This window comes from Streptomyces sp. CA-106110 (assembly GCF_050936285.1).
Taxonomy (GTDB): domain Bacteria; phylum Actinomycetota; class Actinomycetes; order Streptomycetales; family Streptomycetaceae; genus Streptomyces.
On sequence record NZ_JBNJNB010000001.1, the window covers coordinates 9,391,153 to 9,408,212 of the forward strand.

Sequence of the window (17,060 nt, forward strand, 5' to 3'; positions counted from 1 at the left end):
GCCCCTTCCGTACCGCCTGGACGAGGAGCCGCACCTCCATGGCCGAACACCCCCCATACCCCGTAGGGCTCCGTCTGACCGGTCGCCGTGTGGTCGTCCTCGGCGGCGGCCAGGTCGCGCAGCGCCGTCTGCCCGCGCTGATCGCGGCCGGCGCGGACGTCCACCTGGTGTCTCCCGAAGCGACTCCCTCGGTGGAGGCGATGGCGGACGCGGGTGAGATCACCTGGCTGCAGCGCCCGTACCGGCCGGGGGACCTGGAAGAGGCCTGGTACGCCCTGATCGCCACCAGCGACCCCGAGGCCAACACCGCCGCCTCCGCCGAAGCCGAGCGCCGCCGCGTGTGGTGCGTGCGCTCCGACGACGCCGACGCGGCCACCGCCTGGACCCCGGCGACCGGTCACAGCGAAGGCGTCACGGTGGCCGTGCTCACCACGCGGCCGCAGGGCCGGGACCCCCGTCACACCGCCGCCGTCCGCGACGCCGTCGTGGAGGGCCTGCGCGACGGAACGCTCGTCGCCCCGCACCACCGCACGCGTACGCCCGGCGTGGCGCTGGTCGGCGGTGGCCCCGGCGACCCCGATCTGATCACGGTGCGCGGCCGGCGCCTGCTCGCCGAGGCGGACGTCGTCATCGCCGACCGGCTCGGCCCCCGCGACCTGCTGGCCGAACTCCCGCCGCATGTCGAGGTGATCGACGCGGCGAAGATCCCCTACGGCCGCTTCATGGCCCAGGAGGCGATCAACAACGCGCTGATCGAGCACGCCCGGCAGGGCAAGTCGGTCGTACGGCTCAAGGGCGGCGACCCGTTCGTCTTCGGCCGCGGCATGGAGGAGGTCCAGGCGCTCGCCGAGGCGGGCATCCCGTGCACCGTGGTCCCGGGCATCTCCAGCTCGATCTCGGTGCCGGGTGCGGCCGGCATTCCGGTCACCCATCGCGGTGTCGCACACGAGTTCACCGTGGTCAGCGGTCATGTCGCTCCCGACGACGAGCGCTCGCTGGTCGACTGGCCGTCGCTGGCGAGGCTCAGGGGGACGCTGGTGATCCTCATGGGCGTCGACAAGATCGGGAAGATCGCCGACACGCTCGTCGCCCACGGCAAGGCGCCCGAGACCCCCGTCGCCCTGGTCCAGGAGGGCACCACCGCGGCCCAGCGCCGGGTCGACGCCACGCTCGCGACGGTCGCCGAGGCCGTGCGGACCGAGGACGTGAAGCCCCCGGCCGTCATCGTCATCGGCGAGGTCGTGCAGACAGGCCCGCGCCCGGTGGGCTGACAGGAACCGGACAGACCCATTCGTAACCCGCGGTAACCCGGCCCGTTCCAGCCGTTGGCACCGCCCCCAGGACAAGGCAGTATCACCCTGTGGCCGATCTCATCACCGTTGAGGACCCCGACGACCCGCGCCTGAGCGACTACACGGGCCTGACCGACGTAGAGCTGCGCCGCAAGCGCGAACCCGCCGAGGGCCTGTTCATCGCCGAGGGCGAGAAGGTCATCAGGCGAGCCAAGGAAGCCGGCTACGAGATGCGCTCCATGCTGCTGTCGGCCAAGTGGGTCGACGTCATGCGGGACGTCATCGACGAACTCCCGGCCCCGGTGTACGCGGTGAGCCCGGAGCTCGCCGAACAGGTCACCGGCTACCACGTGCACCGCGGAGCGCTCGCCTCCATGCAGCGCAAGCCGCTGCCGACGGCGGACGAACTCCTGGCGACCGCTCGCCGGGTCGTGGTCATGGAGTCGGTGAACGACCACACCAACATCGGCGCCATCTTCCGGTCCGCCGCGGCCCTCGGCATGGACGCGGTCCTGCTGTCGCCCGACTGCGCCGACCCGCTCTACCGCCGCAGTGTCAAGGTCTCCATGGGTGCGGTCTTCTCGGTGCCCTACGCCCGTCTCGACACCTGGCCCAAGGGCCTGGACTCGGTGCGCGAGGCGGGTTTCACGCTGCTCGCGCTCACACCCGACGAGAAGGCCAAGAGCCTCGACGAGGCGGCGCCGCACCGGATGGACCGTGTCGCGCTGATGCTCGGCGCGGAGGGCGACGGTCTGTCCACCCAGGCGCTCGTCGCCGCGGACGAATGGGTCCGCATCCCCATGGCCCACGGCGTGGACTCCCTCAATGTGGGCGCGGCGGCGGCCGTCGCCTTCTACGCGGTGGCCACCGGTCGCCCCCAGCTCTGATCGGACAGGCCGATGGCCCAGCGAGACGCGATCGTCGCGGTGCTGCGCCGCGCCGACCGGTTGCTCGTCATCAAACGCGGTCCCGCGGCGCGCCGCCCCGGCTACTGGGCCCCGCTCAGCGGCACGCTCGAACCCGGCGAGACCCAGGAGGAGGCGCTGGTCAGGGAGGTCCGTGAGGAGGTCGGTCTGACCGTCCGCCCGCTGGCCAAGGTCTGGGAGTCCGAGACCGACGACGGGATCTTCCAACTCCACTGGTGGACCGCGGACCCGGGCACGGACGAGGTGGTCGCCGACCCGGGGGAGGTCGGCGACGCCCGCTGGGTGACCGCCGAGGAGTTCCTCGCGATGGACCCGGTCTTCGACGGCGACCGCGAGTTCTTCGAACGGATCCTGCCGCAGCTGTGACGGTCCCCCGGCGTCCGAGCGCGGGCGCCGGGATCAGCGCGGGCGCCGCTCGGTGCGCACCCGTCAGCCGGCCTGGATCAGCCCGCCGCGGTGCCGGTCGGTCACGAGAGCGGCGGCCGGGGAGGCGTACGACCGCTCAGGCCGGACGTCCCGGTGGGCGCTCCCGTCGTCCAGCCCTCGCGCGGGCCCCTGGCAGCCCTGGGCCGCCGCGATGCCCAGTGCCACCAGCAGCGTCACCACCACGAAGACGAACAGGCGCTGGCGCAGCAGCCGCGGGTTGGCCGGGCGCCGCCCGGTTCCGGTGGTCCGGGGGGCGGGGCGTCCGGCGCCGCTGCGCGGCACGGGCCGGCCGCCGGAGCGGGTCGAGTTGCGCTGCGCCGGTGTCGGGCGCGCACCCGGCCGGGAGCCGTTGCTGCGGGGCGGGGGAGTACCCGGCCCCGGCGGCCGCCGCACGGTGGGCTGATCCGCGTACTGCTCCGCGAGCCGCCCCGTGGGCCGGTCCGGCTCGCCCCGCTGCGACGGCGGCCGCACATCCCCCCCGAGCCCCTGGGCCTCCCGGGTCGCGATCTCCTTGAGCCGCAGCGAGAGTTGGAGCGTGCTGGGCCGCTCGTCGGGGTCCTTCGCCAGGCAGGCGCGGACGAGCGGGGCGAGCGCGTCCGGCATGCCGTGCAGCTGGGGTTCCTCGTGCACCACCCGATAGAGCATGACCTCGGAACTGCCGTGCCCGAACGGCGAGTCTCCCGTCGCCGCGTACGCGAGCGTGGCGCCCAGCGAGAACACGTCCGTGGCCGGGGTGACGGCGGCTCCGCGCACCTGCTCGGGGGCGAGGAAGCCGGGCGATCCGACGGCCGTGCCGACGTGCGTGAGCGTCGAGGCGCCCGTCGCCCAGGCGATGCCGAAGTCGATGATCCGCGGCCCCTTCGGGGACAGCAGGATGTTGGACGGCTTCAGGTCGCGGTGGACGACCCCGGCCTCGTGCACCGCCACGAGCCCCTCGGACAGGGCGGCGCCCACCGCGGCCACCTCGGCGGCGGTGAGGGGGCCTGCATCGGCGACCTTGTCGTGCAGGGAGGGGCCGGGCACGTACTGCGTGGCGAACCACGGACGGTCCGCCTCCAGGTCGGCGGCCACCAGTCTCGCCGTACATCCGCCGCGGATCCGCCGTGCCGCCGAGACCTCACGCGCGAACCGCGACCGGAACTCCTGATCCTCCGCCAGATCCGGCCGGATCACCTTCAGGGCGACGCGCTGGCCGCGCTTGTCCGAGCCCAGGTAGACGACGCCCATCCCGCCCGCGCCGAGCCGCCGGTGAAGCCTGAACGAGCCGACGACACGCGGGTCCTCACGCCTCAGGCGCATCATCGCCATGTCCATCCCCGCTGCCCGGTCCGTTTGACGAGCCACAGCTTACGTTTTCGCGGCCGGGTGCGCGCAGAGGCCGCGCCCTCTCCCATCGATCGATTGTCAGTGCCGGGTGGGAGAATTGAGAGGTGGTCAGGGGGCGTGCGAGCAGGGCGGTTTCGCATCACCCTTGATCTCAACCACCCTACGTCGAAGGGGGTTTGAGCCCGTGAAGGGTGATCGTGTGGAGATAGTCGTGGACGCCGGTGACACGACGCGCACCTACGAGGTGGTGGCGAGCAGGGCGGGCCGCCGGGTGGAGACGGCGGTGCGCAGGGGAGTCGTGGAAGTGAGCGAAGTCACCCGAAGTGGGACTGTCGTACGGACGGCCCGCTTCATGGCGAACCGGGTGCTCGCACTGGTGGAGCAGCCGGTTCCACGGGAGGAAGGATCCGAGCAGAAGGGGCATAGCGGACGCCCCCTCGGGGATGACCCTGAGACCTAGGACCTCGTCTCCACCCAGGGGAGTACACCACAGGTCATCGCTCATCCTCCGGGAGGCCAGGCAATCGATACGAGGGCATGACGCCCCGGGGGCGCCAGGATCCTAGATTTGAGGTCAAGCGGCGGGTGCAGCACTCGTCCCCCGAGGTCGGTCACCCGCCGCTGCCGACGACAACCACACAACGGTCAGGAGAGGGACCATGGCCCAGACGGCACCGCGGACGCTGGTCCGCACGCAGGGACGCAAGGCGTTCGGCCTCGCGTTCGGTACGCACCGTCAGGGCCGTCGCCACCCGCTGGTGGCGACCGCGATGGTCCTCCCCCTGGCGGCCCTGCTCGTGTACGCCTTCGGCGGCTGGGAGGCAGTGGTCACACAAGCGTCGTCCGTGGGAGTGATGCTGGGGCGCTGAGCGGCGCCCCGGGCCCGGAAGAGCGGTCCGGGCGGGGACATCCACCCATGAAACCCCGTGGGGACGGGGGTGCGGCGGACGGCACAAACGCCCGCGCAGCTGGGGAGCTGCGCGGGCGTTGCGCCGTTTTCCGGGCCGGAGCGGCGCCGCGCTCGCGGATCGGGTCGATCGCCGTCCCGGCGCCGGCACACCTGATCTGCGGCCGAACCCCTCCACGTACGCTCCCGGACAGAGCCGTATGCATCCGAGGGGACCCGTGAACGCACTCCTGCCCGCACTCGCCGCGACCGCACGTGCCGCGGTGCACACGAGTCCCGGCACCGACTGCCACTGCCCGACCGCTCACACGGTCCTCGCCGAGCGCAGCGACAGTGCCACCGTCGTCCGCCACGGTGCCACGGTCGCCAAGGCCCACGCCCCCGGCACCGACCCCGGCCACCTCAAGCTCCGCCTCACCGCCGCTGCCGGGCTGCCGGACACCCTCCTCGCCCCCCTCCGCCTCGCCCCCGTCCTCCTTCACGGCCGTCTGGTGACCTTCTGGCCGTACGGAACCCCCGTGGACCCCGACACCCCGGAGGCCGCCCCCTGGGAGGCGGCCGCGGCCCTTCTCGCGCGGCTGCACCGGGCACCCGCCCCGCCCGGCCTTCCGCCGATGCGCGGACCCGCCAAGGCCGCGCGGGCCATCCGGCGGCTGAGCGCGGCCGGCCCGCACCCCGCCGCCGAGCCCGTTCTCCGCGCCTGGGCCGCGCTCCCGGCCTGGGCCCGTGCGGAGGCTCCCGCACCGTCCGCCCGCACCCTCTGCCACGGTGATCTCCACCTCGGCCAGCTCGTGCGCCACCCCGCCGAGACGGGCCCCTGGCTCCTCATCGACGTCGACGACCTCGGCGTCGGCGACCCGGCCTGGGACCTGGCCCGCCCGGCCGCCTGGTACGCATGCGGACTGCTCCCGCCCGACGAATGGTCCCGCTTCCTCTCGGCGTACCGGGGCGAGGGCGGCCCCGCCGTTCCGTCCGCCGGCGATCCCTGGCCCGCCCTCGACGTGCCCGCCCGCGCCCTCACCGTGCAGACGGCGGCCCTGGCCGTGGCCAAGTCCGCGGCCGCCCGCCGCCCCTTGGACGAGGTCGAGCAGGCCGTGGTCGACGCCTGCGCCCGAATGGGCACCACCCCACCCGGATTGACGCAAGGATGTGCGACGTAGGCTGCAACCGGCCAGCGTGGGAGCGAGTCCTTACCTGGCGAAGCACCACCGACCGGCGAGGAGTTGAGCCGACCATGCAGTGTCCGAAGTGTCATGCGCCGATGCACACGTACAACCGCAACGGCGTCCAGATCGAGCAGTGCAGCGGCTGTCGCGGCATCTTCCTCGACTACGGGGAGTTGGAGACGCTGACCCGTCTGGAGAGCCAGTGGGCACAGCCCGCCCCGCCGCCCCCGGCCGCCCCTCAGGCCTACCCGGCGGCTCCCGCCTGGGGTGCCCCGCACGGCGGCCACCACGGCGGTCACGGCCACTACGGCCATCACGGTCACAAGAGCTTCGCCCACATGCTGTTCTCCAGCTGAGACGCGAAGAAGCCCCCGGCCGCAGGGCCGGGGGCTTCGGTGTGTGGACGATACTGGGATTGAACCAGTGACCTCTTCCGTGTCAGGGAAGCGCTCTCCCGCTGAGCTAATCGTCCTCGTCGCCTTGGCGACGTGGAAGACAGTAGCGCATCCTCCGCCACCTGCGCCAATTCGGCTCCGGCGTCCGCATCCGTCCGCCGTCGTCCAGGAGCGTCTGCGTCGGGTGGCTCCCTCTCTGGCTCCCCCGGTGGCTCCCTTGCCCGGCCATAGCGGTCGCGTCGAAGTCTCCACCGGACGCTACAGGGCACAGGCCGTTGCTGGGGTTGCTGTACTCCGCTGCTGTACCGCAACCAAGCTCTGTCGCCCCCTCTTCACGGGCTGCCGTCCTCCGTTTCCAGCGGGCCCTGCCATCGTCACTTGACGCAGGCGGTCAAACACACCCTTGTCCGATACATCACGGCAAAATGGGCGAATATGGCTGAAGAGGCTGTTTCGGTATGTGCCAGGGAGCCAGAGATGGATGCCTCGGACGAACTCCTTCACAAGCCTGACCCGGCGGCTCTGCTGACTCTGGATGGTGTCATCAGCGGTCTCAACGCCGCAATGGCCACGGCGCTGGGGAGGCCGGCAGAACAGTGCCTGGGACGGAGCTTCGGTGATCTGTGGCCTGCAAGCCAGCGGCTGTCGGCCGAGAGTCTCGTGGTGACCGCCGCCAGGACGAAGGCGGTCGCGATGCGGGTGCTGGAGTTCCCCGGGCCGGGCGGAGCACCCGTTGCCTGCTTGCTCGAGGCGCGGCCGGTGAAGGATCCCGCCTGTGGCGAGCAGCTGGTCTGGGTGCACTCCCTGGATGCGCACAACGACCTGGCCAGCCTGCTGATCCCGTTCCGGTTGGCCGCTGAGGCCGCCGACCTCGGCCTGTGGATGTATTCACCCCAGCGGGATCAGCTGGAGTGGCTCGGTGGCGCACCCGCCCTGGTCGCGCTCTCGCCGGATCTCACTACGCCGCTTTCCAGAGTGATCTCGGCGTTGCATCCTGACGACCGGGAGGTATTCCGGCAGCTCGTGCGCTCGGCTCCCGTCCAGTCTTCCTGGTTGAGGTTGCGGCACTTCACCCCGCAGGATGGCTGGCACCAACTGGCTCTTCAGACCCGTCGGCTCCAGTTGGGGTATGGCGGCCCCGAGCGGAACTTCGGGGTGCTCCGGGACGACACCAAGCAGGAGAAGCGCAAGCAGAAGGCGCAGGCCGCACTGGCTGCCGAGCGACGGCGCGCCAAAGATATCGCCGACTTCTCCTCCGCCTTGATCACCGCGGCCACGATTCAGGAACTGCAGCAGGTCGTCCTGACCCGGCTCGCCGCGACCTTCGGCGCCAGCGGCGTCCTGTTCGCACTCGTCGACGACGGCCGCCTGAGCGTCTCCACCGACGCCGGGATATCCATGTGTGAGGCCCAGGCCGTGCACGGCATGTCGTTGGACTATCCCAGCCCACTGCCCGAGGCGATCCGCACCGGCAAGCCGCTGTTCGTCCTCGACCGGGCGGACTACGTCCGCCGCTGGCCGCATGGGGCCAGCTTGCCGTGGATGGACCGGCTCGGCTCCGACTACACCGTCTCCATCACCCCCCTCGGCGAGACCGGCAATCAGCCACTTGGGGCGTGGTTGATGACCTACGGCAGCGAATACCGGCCGTCCCTGGAGGAGCGGACCCTCATGGGCGCGCTGGCCGACCTGGCCGGCCAGGCACTACGGCGCATCCGGTTGCAGCAGGCACGTGTCGAGTTGGCCACGGCGCTGCAGCAGACCATGCTCCCCACGCTGCCCGAGCACCTCCCGGGCCTAAAGGTCGCCGCTCGCTACCGGCCGAGCCGGGACGGGCTCGATATCGGCGGAGACTGGTACGACGCCTTCGTCACGCCGGACGGCGCGATCACCCTGGAAATCGGCGACGTTCAGGGGCACGACGTGGACGCCGCGGCCTTCATGGGACAGGTCCGCTCGTTCATGCGTGCGCTCGCCGTCCAGGAACCGGATCCGGGAACCGTGCTGACGCGCACGAACGAGCTGCTCATGACGATGGACCTCGCACGATTCGCCAGCTGCACCCTCCTGCATGTCGACTCGCGCGACGGACGGGTCACCGCAACCAGCGCGGGCCATGTGCCGGTGCTGTGCGCGCACAGGGACGGCAGCCACGATGTCCTGGAGTTGCCGGGCGGGCCGGTCCTGGGAGTCGTGCCCGACACCGACTACCGCGAGGAGACCTTCACCCTGGACGAGGACAGTGCCCTGGTCATGGTCACCGACGGGGTGGTCGAGGGACCGGGCCTGACGCTGGAAGCCGGACTGGAGCGAGCCGGAACACTGGCCGCCCAGGCCGTACACGACGGGCTGAACGCCGAGGAGATTGCTGACCGCATCCTCGACACCGCGGTCGCGGTCGACCACCTCGACGACGTGGCCGTGCTGGTCATCCGACGCACATAACGGCGTCAAGCAGGCCCAGCGGTCGATGACGACGCCCACGCTGGCATCGGCATTGAGATCTAGCCTCATCCTTATCAGGTCGATCACCGTGGCCCCTAAGCATTGGATCCTGGTCGCCTTGCGGCGCGGGAATGGTCGCCAGGGTTCGCCGTGATCCGCCTTCATCCGCCGCTGTTGGTGTCAGCCGCTGGTGTCAGACATCAGTGGCCAACTTGACTGTCGCTCTAAGCAGGCAGTAGCGGCGCCACTCAGTCGCCGTCGCCAGCACGACGAGCCTTGGTGAACGCTCCGCCCCGGGCCTGAAGCACTACGCCAAGCAGGACGAGCCCCAGAGCTGCGATAGAAAGCACCCACGCCGCTTCGGGCGGGAAGCCGAGGAGCTTGGTTCCTCCGTCCAAGACGAAGCCGCCACCCATTGCTATCGAACCCCAACCAGCCTTAGGCGACCGCGCATACGCCGCGGTTCCCCGGCCATTCAAGGTCAAAACGCCCAGAATTACGATGAAGCAGCCGGAACCCAACATGATCCACGCGGACATGGCACCCCTCCATGGGAAGGCTACTGCACGGGCGGAACGGCTTCGGTCTGTGGTGACGGTGCCATGGAGCACCAGCTTGGAAGATCGCGTATGCGGGTGGCTGCTGAGCTGGGGAGACGGTGACCTGCGTGTTCCCGGGGTGTTCGCTGCTATTCCCCGGTGTTCCCCGGCGGTCGCCGCTCGATCGGGCACGTCTGGGGCACGACCGGGTCTAGCCTCGTGTCAGCAGGACCACGGCCGCCACGATCCCGATCAGACCGGCTCCGGCCATCGCTGCGGCTATCAGCCGCACACCACCGAAGTTCTTCGCGCGGGCCTGCTGTACGGGCCTCCCCTCCAGCCCGGACACGATCAATTCGCGAATCCAGCCGGACCCCTTCTTCGAGGCGAAGGCCGATCCAATGGCCAGCGCGCCCACGCCCCAAATCAACAGGAACACCCGACTGCCGTGGGTGGTCTGCTCGCTGAGCTGCAACATGACGCGCATCCTGTCGGGTTGCCCTGAGCGCGTCAACGATCAACCTCCACCCACCACCCTCCCCAGCTCCCATCCCGTCTGCCGTCGACCCACACACCGTGGAGCGGGCGTGGTCCCTGGCGTCCAGGTGGAGCGCGCCACTGTACGAACGACCTGGACGCCAGGGGCCGCGTCTGCTCGGCTCTGCCTGGGTCGATGGCAGGCGGGATGGGAGCTCCCCGCGCACGCCACTGTCCGGCCGGCACTCGCGAACGGCGCCCCCTCCATCTCGGAGCCTGAGCGCCCCCGCCGGAGGCTCGTTCTGACGGTGGCCGCTCCGTGCGGTGTTCGACTCATGGCCTCCGGTCCTATCCACACGTGGGCGCGCGTCGGCGCAGCGCGGGCGGAGCGGGCCGGAGGCAGGAGCGGCGCCCGCAGCGGAGCCGGGAAGCGCGCCCGGCGGAGCGGAGCGCAGCCGGGTGCTTGATGAGGTAGGGAAACCTGTAACAGTCTCGGGCGCGCTCCGGCGTCCTATTTATGTCGCCGCAGGGAAAGAAGCACTCCAGGTGAAGATGCGTAGCGGGTCGTATCCGCCTGTCGGCGTCCAGGGCGGCGGCCCGGGTGCGGTCTCGCAGGCCGGGGCGGTGTTGATGGTCGAGACGGTCCCGTTCGGCGGCCTGTTCGTCTCGCTGGTCTTTGACCACGATGCAAAGGGCTCGCTACGGGCAGGTGATCGACGCGTCCGAATTACCTGCAAACTCCGCGAATTCCCGTAAAGGTCTCCAAGTCGGTCATACACTCCTGCCCGGCCGGCCTGATCGTTCCGTGACGTCGGCTGCTCGCGAGCCCGGTCGTGCGCATTGGCGCGGGCTTAGCTCCGGGCTGTTCACAACACGAGGAGAAGGACATGCGAACCTTTGCGCGTAGCGCCGTGCTCTGTGCCGGCGGTGCCGTAGTCACGGTCGCGCTCGTAGCGATCGGCGGTGCAGTGTCCGCCGCACCCAACCCATCCAGTACTGGCCAGCCAAACCAGTCGTGCGAAGACCAACCGCTAAGGCCAGGTCAGGCGATGGGGGCTACCGGTGCCCCGTTCAACCCGGACGGCCACGCCGGAACGGTCTATGCAGGAGAACAGCCGCAAAACTCGAATAACCCCAAGTCCGTATCGCAGTATGACGTGGCCTGCTTCCAGGTGACGTCCAACCACCCGACGGCGACGCCCAGCCACTGAACGCGCATTCGTCCCCCAGACGCCGGAACGGTCGGCCCGTGGGATCGCGCGGGCCGGCCGACAATTGCCCCCAGCGAGGCTCTTCTCGACGCACTGCGTTGCTACCCAGACACCGTCGCCGCAGGCGAGCGAGCCGGTAGCTTGCAGTGCCGCGAGGCCAACTAGTGCCCCGCCAGGCAACATTCGCCCTGATGACGGCTACTCTTTCGATGTGGCCGATGAGAAGGGCAGCGATAGCGGCTCGACCCGGCGCCAGCCGTGGTACCTGATGCTCTGCACCACCGTGCGGGAACTCTACGGCCTCGCTGCCTGCGGGGTTATCGCCCTGTTCTTCTGGCCGTTCGAAGGGCCGCCTGACTGGGCTTTTTTCCTCGCCATCCCTGCCATGTTCGCGGCGGGGCCCGTGGGCGAGCTGTACCGCACAGGGCCGCCTCGTCGGCTCGCCGCTCTGGCCGCCCTCCTTGCGACGATGACGGTGACCATGCTTTGCGGCGCAGCAGCGGACTGGGCCTTTCCGTCGCTGGCTGACCACAAAATCGGTCTCCTTGCAGGCTTCTTTGTCGGTGCACCTGCCGGCGCGGGTGTGTTCGCTTGGTACTCGAACAGGGCGAACGTTGCCTGATGCGGCACTAGTAGGGCTTGGTTACCTTGGGTGAGTAGCGGTGTGTCGTCTCTCGGAGGTGAGGGGAATGACACCGCAGGAGCTCACGGAGGCCCAACAGCGGTTGGAGTCGCTCGCGGCCGAGGTGTTCGGCTCGTTCGGGCGGGTGGATCAGCGGCGGTGGGGCGAGCGGTATGTGCGGGGGCTGCTGGGCGCGGGGCGGCGCAAGTCGATGGAGCCGATGGCCGCCCGGCTGGGGGTGGACCGGCAGGGCCTGCAGCAGTTCCTGGCCGACTCCCCGTGGTCGCACCAGATGGTGCTGGCCGAGCTGGCCTGGCGGATGGAGCCGGCCATCCACCCGGCAGCCTGGGTGATCGACGACGTGTCCTTCCCCAAGGACGGTCATGCCTCCCCGGGGGTGGCCGCGCAGTACTGCGGCGCGCTGGGCAAGACCGCCAACTGCCAGGTCGCGCCGAGTCTGCACCTGGTCACCGACGCCGCCTCCTGCCCGGTGAACTGGCGGCTGTTCCTGCCCGCCGAATGGGATCCGGCCACCGCAGACGAGCCCGAGAGCGCCGTCCTGCGGCGCCGTCGGGCGCGCGTCCCCGATGAGGTCGGGCACGTGCCGAAGTGGCAGCTGGCCGTGGACATGGTCGACGAGCTGCGCTGCTGGGGCCTGGATCCGCCGCTGGTGGTGGCCGACGAGGGCTACGGGCAGGACGGGGCCTTTCGCCTGGCACTGGAGGAGCGGGAGATCGCGTATGTCGTCGGGGTGCGGTCGGATACCGCGGTGTTGCCCCAGACGGCGGCGCGCACCGCCCCGCCGTGGTCGGGCACCGGGCGGCCGCCGGTGCCCTGCTACCGGGACAAGCCGGTGTCGGTCCGCGAGATCGTGCTGGCCGCCGGGCGCGGCGCACGGCACCGCGTCACCTGGCGGCGCGGCTCGAAGGGGCCGCTGCGCTCGTACTTCGTCGCGCTGCGGGTCCGGCCGGCCGGAGCGCGGGTCCGCCGGGCGCACCCCGGTGAGGACCTGCCGGTGTGCTGGCTGCTGGCCGAGTGGCCCGCCAAAGAGCCGGAGCCGACCAAGTACTGGCTGTCCACCTTGCCCGCCCACGTTCCCCTGCGGCGCCTGGTGCGGCTGGCGAAGATCCGCTGGCGGGTCGAGCACGACTACCGGGAATTGAAGACCGCCCTGGGGCTGGGCCACTTCGAGGGACGCACCTACCAGGGCTTCCTGCGACATCTCACGCTGGCCTCGGTGGCGCAGGCGTTCTGCACCCTGGAGCGACTGTGCCCGCCAGCACCGGCCACGGTCTGACGATCTACCAGGTCGTGGCCGGGCTCCAAGTCCTCCTCGTCTGCTGGGCCGGGGCGTGCCCCACCTGCCGAAGACCCTGGCCCTGATACGACACGCTCGCCCCCTACCTGACCAAGCCCTACTAGCTAGGGCAGACGTCGAGCATCACCCGACGCCAACCCGTCAACCATCAACTGAGACTCGACATCGGGCGCGCTCCGGGTCAGAGCTTGGGGACTACCGGCTCGGGGAGCTTGGCGGCCCATGCTTCAAGGGCGCTGACGGCCTCGTCGCGGAGCTCTCCCTCGGCTGTTTCCTCGCGCATGGTCCGCTGGCCCGCCGGCCGCGCCATCTCCTGGTAGAACCAGAGATCCTCGAAACCCCATGTTGCTACGTCCCGGCTCGTTGCCCCAAACACAAGTCGGGGGATGCGGGCCCAGTAGCAAGCTGCCAGACACATCGGGCATGGCTCGCTACTGGCGTACATGACGCCGTCCTCAAACAGGTGCCGTTGCAGCTTCTCACCGGCACTCCGCAGTGCCATGACTTCCGCGTGCGCGGTTGGGTCGCGCAGCTCTACGACACTGCTTGTCCCCTCGCCGACGATCACCCCGTCCACTACCACGATCGCTCCGAAAGGCGTCTTACCCTCGTCTTCCAGGGCATGGCGGGAAACAGAGATCGCTCGCTTCAGGAACTTCTGATCAACGTCGTTCAGGGTGGTCATTGCTTGACCTTCCTACGCCTTGATTGGTGTCGGCTTCTTAGGCCACGGTTCCAGCGGAGTCACGAAACGAAGTTCCGTACGGTCGGCGGGGTACGTGGCATCCGAAATCTCGACGTTGCGGTCATCGGCGTCCAGGGAGATCCGGCGGCAGATGATCAGCGGCACACCGTCAGGAAGTCCCCAGAGCTGGGCTTCCGCAGTGGTAGGCATGCGGGCTGTGACCTGATCGACCATGCACATGATCTCAATGTCCACAGTCGAGAGCTGGTGTTGGGTACCGCCGGGCCAAGGCTCATTGCGCTCGTCCAGCAGGGCAGGGTTCGAACTTACCAGCGCCTTGGGGATGTACGAGGTGCTGTAGGACAGCAGGTGCCCGGTCTTCTCGGTGGTCGCCTCGAAGTGGCGCCGTAGAACCTCGTCTGTGGGCGCAATCCCGAAGAGTTCGGCGATCTCGGCACCGGCCTCCACGATTTCGTATCGAGTCGAGAACTGCTGGTTCTCGATCGACATCCCTAGGTTCGTCTCAGCCTCGCCAACCTTGGCCCGCTCCTCTTCGGGGCGGTAAGCAAGGTCCTTCTCTGCCTGGTGCCGGTCTGAGGAGCGAACAACCCTGCCAGGCGGGATACGGACGATGGGAGCCTTACCGCGACCGCCGGTGATCAGACCTTGCGACCTGAGGAGCGAGATCGCCCCGCGCGCTGAGTTGGCTGAGCACTCCCACTGTTCGCAGATGTCGCTCAGCGTCGGCAGCGAGTCGCCCGGCGCGAGTTCGCCGCTCTCGATCTTCAGACGGATGTCATCGGCGATCTTGAGATGGATCGGCGGTTCCACCGTAGTGCGTCGCGGTTCCATGGCCACCATCCTTGCAGGTTCGCCGGTTTGTGGGCAAACCCTTGCGGAGTTCCTTCTTGGGCCGCTAACTTCAGCATCGTGGGTTTGTGGACAAACTCACGAAGTGACGAAGCGGGGCGACGCTCCTACCGCCAAGCAAGCGCGTCGCCCCTGGTTCCCACGAAGGGAAGTTCCATGATGCCTGCGACGCTGGCCGCCGCGCACGTTGCTCCGGTATTGCCGTTACCGGTCCCGCGCTCTGAGCCGATCCGCCGTACTGGGACGGGCCGTTGCTGCCCGGTGTGCGCGGAGCCTCGCTGCGCCGACGCGGCGTTCTGCCGCGCCTACTTCGCGGATCGGGACTGGATCAACTGCCTGGACTGCGGCGGCACCGGCTACGACACCAGCGAGTTTCAGATCTGGTGCCCCATCTGCGGCGGCGCCAAGGTCGTGGAAGCGGGGGTGGAGGCATGAGCCCCGCCGTGATCACACCCCTGACCGACGTGACCGCACCGCCGGTACAGCCCTTGCGCAGCGCGCTTCGGGCTACAGGCACTCCGCTGTGCCGCGCTCGGGTGGCTCGTGGCTGGTCGCAGCACAAGGTCGTGCGGGCCTTGCGCCTGCTGGCCGAGAGCTGGGGCTGGGAGGTGGCTGCCGAGAGCTCCCTCAAGGTGCAGATGTCCCGCTGGGAAAACGGCGTCAACCGGCCCAGCCAGACCTACCAGGTTCTCCTCTGTGCCCTGTTCCGGGCCACGCCGCAGGACCTCGGCTTCACCGGTACCGGCAACGCGACGCTCGCCGACCGCATCGACGCCCTGGAACACCTGGTGTCCGACCTGACGGCCCAGCTCGAAGCGGCGGTGGCGGCATGAGCCTCCTCCCCTCCTGCCTCGAGCTCCTGGACCGCCCGACCACATGCCCCGGTTGCCGCGCTCACGCGCCCGGCTGGGACCGGGTCCCGGTGGACGGGCTGCGCGTCCTGACCCATGACGGTGACCTGATCTGCCCAGCCGATCCCACCTTCGGCGCGTCGGCGTCGCCTGCCTCGCCCGTGGTCCTGGTGGAGGTGGCTGCGTGACGGTCTTCCCCGTCGCCCCAGAGGCCGTAGCCGGTGCTGCGGCCTCCCTGGGCACCGACCCCCTCACCCTCGCCGACCTCCTCCGGGTCGCCAACGCCCCCGGCTTCAACCGCTGGCAGGAACAGGTCCGCCGCACGGGCGGCTGCTCCAACCCGATCCACCTCCAGGGCCAGACGGTCACCCGTGACGCCAAGACCGGTGACGTCTTGTACTCCTACAGCACCGAGCGTGAACCGGGCGGCGTGCTCCGGGTCGCTTGCGGCAACCGTCGTGCCTCGCGCTGCCCCTCGTGCGCCTGGACCTATGCGGGCGACACCTACCACCTGATCCGTGCCGGGATCACCGGCGATGAACGCAAGGACGTGCCCGCCACGGTCCGGGATCACCCCCGCGTCTTCGCGACCCTCACGGCCCCCTCGTTCGGGCCCGTCCACAACCGACCCGACTCCGGGCGCTGCCGGTGCGGCGCCCGGCATGGCGACGATGACCCGGCGCTGGGCACGGCGCTCGACCCGGAGCGGTACGACTACGCCGGGGCCGTGCTGTGGAACAACCACGCCGGGGACCTGTGGCGGCGCTTCACCATCTACCTCCGCCGGGAGATCGCCACCCGTGCGGGTCTGACCCAGTCCGCGCTGAAAGAGGTGTGCCGGGTCTCCTTCGGCAAGGTCGCCGAGTTCCAAAAGCGCGGGGCTGCGCACTTCCATGCCGTGGTGCGCCTGGACGGACCCGACGGTCCCGACACGTCCCCGCCGGCCTGGGCCACGGTCGCGCTCCTGGACGACGCGATCCGCGCCGCCGCCGCTCGGGTCTCCGTACCGGTGCCCGCGGCCGGGGACTTCCCCGCCCGCAGCCTGCGGTGGGGCTCGCAGGTCGACGTGCAACCCATCGGCGCCCTGGGGCATGAGGAGCTGACGGAACAGGCCGTGGCCTCGTACGTGGCCAAGTACGCCACCAAGGCGGCCGAGACCACCGGCACGGTCGACCGGCGCATTGGGGAGCTCTCGGAGCTGGACAGGCTGCCCGGCCTGCCCGCGCACACGCGACGGCTGATCGAGGCCTGCTGGGACCTGGACGACGCCTACCCGGAACGGCTGCTGGCCCGCTGGGCTCACATGCTCGGCTTCCGAGGCCACTTCTCCACCAAGTCCCGCCGCTACTCCACCACCCTCGGAGCTCTGCGCCAGGTGCGCGCCGACTACCGCGCCCGGCAGGAACGCCGGGAACGCGGACTCTTGGAAGATCTTGATGAAACGGAGGGCTCCACGCTGGTGCTCGCGCACTGGACCTACGCCGGACACGGCCACACCCCCGGCGAATCCTGGCTCGCCGACACCATCCGCCGCGACATCCAGCGCAACCGCGAAACCGCCCGCGAAGCACTCGCCGACCTGAACGACGCGAGGGAGTGGTGAC

19 protein-coding genes and 1 tRNA gene are annotated in these 17,060 nt (G+C 70.0%); 14 read left to right on the forward strand and 6 right to left on the reverse strand.

Annotated elements, in window-relative coordinates; translation table 11 throughout:
• Positions 1-38 precede the first annotated feature (38 nt).
• The 3 genes from cobA to ACQEXA_RS43270 all read left to right on the forward strand — a co-directional run bounded on the left by cobA (position 39) and on the right by ACQEXA_RS43270 (position 2,584).
• On the forward strand, positions 39-1,271 hold the full coding sequence (gene cobA / locus ACQEXA_RS43260) for a uroporphyrinogen-III C-methyltransferase (protein WP_432925727.1): 1,233 nt from the start codon (positions 39-41) through the stop codon (positions 1,269-1,271).
• Positions 1,272-1,360: 89 nt separating this feature from the next.
• Complete coding sequence (locus ACQEXA_RS43265) at positions 1,361-2,179, forward strand: TrmH family RNA methyltransferase (RefSeq protein WP_432925725.1); 819 nt, start codon at positions 1,361-1,363, stop codon at positions 2,177-2,179.
• 12 nt (positions 2,180-2,191) lie between these two features.
• Positions 2,192-2,584: an NUDIX hydrolase gene (locus ACQEXA_RS43270; protein ID WP_432925723.1), complete on the forward strand. Its 393-nt coding sequence runs from the start codon at positions 2,192-2,194 to the stop codon at positions 2,582-2,584.
• Between the two features lie 63 nt (positions 2,585-2,647).
• Here the strand turns inward: ACQEXA_RS43270 and ACQEXA_RS43275 are convergent, their stop codons facing one another.
• Complete coding sequence (locus ACQEXA_RS43275) at positions 2,648-3,958, reverse strand: serine/threonine-protein kinase (protein ID WP_432939000.1); 1,311 nt, start codon at positions 3,956-3,958, stop codon at positions 2,648-2,650.
• Positions 3,959-4,154: 196 nt separating this feature from the next.
• On the opposite strand from ACQEXA_RS43275, the gene ACQEXA_RS43280 reads away from it, so the two are divergent.
• The 4 genes from ACQEXA_RS43280 (at position 4,155) to ACQEXA_RS43295 (ending at position 6,399) form a co-directional block, all read left to right on the forward strand.
• A complete protein-coding gene (locus ACQEXA_RS43280) occupies positions 4,155-4,430 on the forward strand; it encodes a hypothetical protein (RefSeq protein WP_432925721.1) in 276 nt (91 codons plus the stop codon).
• 199 nt (positions 4,431-4,629) lie between these two features.
• Complete coding sequence (locus ACQEXA_RS43285; protein ID WP_360991917.1) at positions 4,630-4,839, forward strand: hypothetical protein; 210 nt, start codon at positions 4,630-4,632, stop codon at positions 4,837-4,839.
• A 238-nt stretch (positions 4,840-5,077) separates the two neighbouring features.
• The gene (locus ACQEXA_RS43290; RefSeq protein WP_432925719.1) at positions 5,078-6,037 is read left to right on the forward strand and encodes a phosphotransferase family protein; all 960 of its coding nucleotides are present in this window, start codon (positions 5,078-5,080) and stop codon (positions 6,035-6,037) included.
• 74 nt (positions 6,038-6,111) lie between these two features.
• Positions 6,112-6,399 (forward strand): zf-TFIIB domain-containing protein, encoded by a 288-nt coding sequence (locus ACQEXA_RS43295; protein WP_359389927.1) that lies wholly within the window; start codon positions 6,112-6,114, stop codon positions 6,397-6,399.
• Positions 6,400-6,443: 44 nt separating this feature from the next.
• Here the strand turns inward: ACQEXA_RS43295 and ACQEXA_RS43300 are convergent.
• A tRNA-Val gene (locus ACQEXA_RS43300) sits at positions 6,444-6,515 on the reverse strand.
• 400 nt (positions 6,516-6,915) lie between these two features.
• On the opposite strand from ACQEXA_RS43300, the gene ACQEXA_RS43305 reads away from it, so the two are divergent.
• Entirely contained in the window at positions 6,916-8,883 is a 1,968-nt protein-coding gene (locus ACQEXA_RS43305; RefSeq protein WP_433132726.1) for a SpoIIE family protein phosphatase, read from the forward strand.
• 248 nt (positions 8,884-9,131) lie between these two features.
• On the opposite strand, the gene ACQEXA_RS43310 is transcribed toward ACQEXA_RS43305, so the two are convergent.
• Positions 9,132-9,422: a hypothetical protein gene (locus ACQEXA_RS43310; protein WP_433132728.1), complete on the reverse strand. Its 291-nt coding sequence runs from the start codon at positions 9,420-9,422 to the stop codon at positions 9,132-9,134.
• Between the two features lie 211 nt (positions 9,423-9,633).
• On the reverse strand, positions 9,634-9,900 hold the full coding sequence (locus tag ACQEXA_RS43315; protein ID WP_433132730.1) for a hypothetical protein: 267 nt from the start codon (positions 9,898-9,900) through the stop codon (positions 9,634-9,636).
• 1,421 nt (positions 9,901-11,321) lie between these two features.
• Between ACQEXA_RS43315 and ACQEXA_RS43320 the strand changes: the two genes are divergently transcribed.
• On the forward strand, positions 11,322-11,732 hold the full coding sequence (locus ACQEXA_RS43320; RefSeq protein ID WP_433132732.1) for a hypothetical protein: 411 nt from the start codon (positions 11,322-11,324) through the stop codon (positions 11,730-11,732).
• Between the two features lie 67 nt (positions 11,733-11,799).
• Positions 11,800-13,029, forward strand: a complete 1,230-nt coding sequence (locus tag ACQEXA_RS43325) for an IS701 family transposase (RefSeq protein ID WP_432923500.1) — start codon at positions 11,800-11,802, stop codon at positions 13,027-13,029.
• 202 nt (positions 13,030-13,231) lie between these two features.
• On the opposite strand, the gene ACQEXA_RS43330 is transcribed toward ACQEXA_RS43325, so the two are convergent.
• Both ACQEXA_RS43330 and ACQEXA_RS43335 read right to left on the reverse strand, forming a co-directional pair.
• Positions 13,232-13,735 carry a nucleoside deaminase gene (locus tag ACQEXA_RS43330; RefSeq protein WP_433132734.1) on the reverse strand — a complete coding sequence of 168 codons (504 nt, stop codon included), beginning with the start codon at positions 13,733-13,735 and terminating at the stop codon, positions 13,232-13,234.
• A gap of 12 nt (positions 13,736-13,747) precedes the next feature.
• Positions 13,748-14,587, reverse strand: a complete 840-nt coding sequence (locus ACQEXA_RS43335) for a GntR family transcriptional regulator (protein WP_433132736.1) — start codon at positions 14,585-14,587, stop codon at positions 13,748-13,750.
• Positions 14,588-14,761: 174 nt separating this feature from the next.
• Between ACQEXA_RS43335 and ACQEXA_RS43340 the strand changes: the two genes are divergently transcribed.
• The 4 genes from ACQEXA_RS43340 to repSA are packed head-to-tail and all read left to right on the forward strand — an operon-like array spanning position 14,762 to position 17,059.
• Positions 14,762-15,040, forward strand: coding sequence for a hypothetical protein (locus ACQEXA_RS43340; protein ID WP_433132738.1), 279 nt, complete (start codon positions 14,762-14,764; stop codon positions 15,038-15,040).
• Positions 15,037-15,438, forward strand: coding sequence for a helix-turn-helix domain-containing protein (locus ACQEXA_RS43345; protein WP_433132740.1), 402 nt, complete (start codon positions 15,037-15,039; stop codon positions 15,436-15,438). The genes ACQEXA_RS43340 and ACQEXA_RS43345 overlap by 4 nt, the downstream gene beginning before the upstream one ends.
• Positions 15,435-15,644 carry a hypothetical protein gene (locus ACQEXA_RS43350; protein ID WP_433132742.1) on the forward strand — a complete coding sequence of 70 codons (210 nt, stop codon included), beginning with the start codon at positions 15,435-15,437 and terminating at the stop codon, positions 15,642-15,644. Before ACQEXA_RS43345 ends, ACQEXA_RS43350 begins: the two co-directional genes overlap by 4 nt.
• Positions 15,641-17,059: a replication initiator protein RepSA gene (gene repSA / locus ACQEXA_RS43355; RefSeq protein WP_433132744.1), complete on the forward strand. Its 1,419-nt coding sequence runs from the start codon at positions 15,641-15,643 to the stop codon at positions 17,057-17,059. The genes ACQEXA_RS43350 and repSA overlap by 4 nt, the downstream gene beginning before the upstream one ends.
• Position 17,060: the final 1 nt, after the last annotated feature.

Coding starts and splice junctions, on each gene's coding strand:
- ACQEXA_RS43340 (WP_433132738.1), top strand. CDS start 14,762: ATGATGCCTGCGACGCTGGCCGCCGCGCACGTTGCTCCGGTATTGCCG.
- ACQEXA_RS43335 (WP_433132736.1), bottom strand. CDS start 14,587: ATGGAACCGCGACGCACTACGGTGGAACCGCCGATCCATCTCAAGATC.
- ACQEXA_RS43290 (WP_432925719.1), top strand. CDS start 5,078: ATGCATCCGAGGGGACCCGTGAACGCACTCCTGCCCGCACTCGCCGCG.
- ACQEXA_RS43350 (WP_433132742.1), top strand. CDS start 15,435: ATGAGCCTCCTCCCCTCCTGCCTCGAGCTCCTGGACCGCCCGACCACA.
- ACQEXA_RS43285 (WP_360991917.1), top strand. CDS start 4,630: ATGGCCCAGACGGCACCGCGGACGCTGGTCCGCACGCAGGGACGCAAG.
- ACQEXA_RS43345 (WP_433132740.1), top strand. CDS start 15,037: ATGAGCCCCGCCGTGATCACACCCCTGACCGACGTGACCGCACCGCCG.
- ACQEXA_RS43325 (WP_432923500.1), top strand. CDS start 11,800: ATGACACCGCAGGAGCTCACGGAGGCCCAACAGCGGTTGGAGTCGCTC.
- ACQEXA_RS43330 (WP_433132734.1), bottom strand. CDS start 13,735: ATGACCACCCTGAACGACGTTGATCAGAAGTTCCTGAAGCGAGCGATC.
- ACQEXA_RS43295 (WP_359389927.1), top strand. CDS start 6,112: ATGCAGTGTCCGAAGTGTCATGCGCCGATGCACACGTACAACCGCAAC.
- ACQEXA_RS43310 (WP_433132728.1), bottom strand. CDS start 9,422: ATGTCCGCGTGGATCATGTTGGGTTCCGGCTGCTTCATCGTAATTCTG.
- ACQEXA_RS43305 (WP_433132726.1), top strand. CDS start 6,916: ATGGATGCCTCGGACGAACTCCTTCACAAGCCTGACCCGGCGGCTCTG.
- ACQEXA_RS43270 (WP_432925723.1), top strand. CDS start 2,192: ATGGCCCAGCGAGACGCGATCGTCGCGGTGCTGCGCCGCGCCGACCGG.
- cobA (WP_432925727.1), top strand. CDS start 39: ATGGCCGAACACCCCCCATACCCCGTAGGGCTCCGTCTGACCGGTCGC.
- ACQEXA_RS43275 (WP_432939000.1), bottom strand. CDS start 3,958: ATGGACATGGCGATGATGCGCCTGAGGCGTGAGGACCCGCGTGTCGTC.
- ACQEXA_RS43315 (WP_433132730.1), bottom strand. CDS start 9,900: ATGTTGCAGCTCAGCGAGCAGACCACCCACGGCAGTCGGGTGTTCCTG.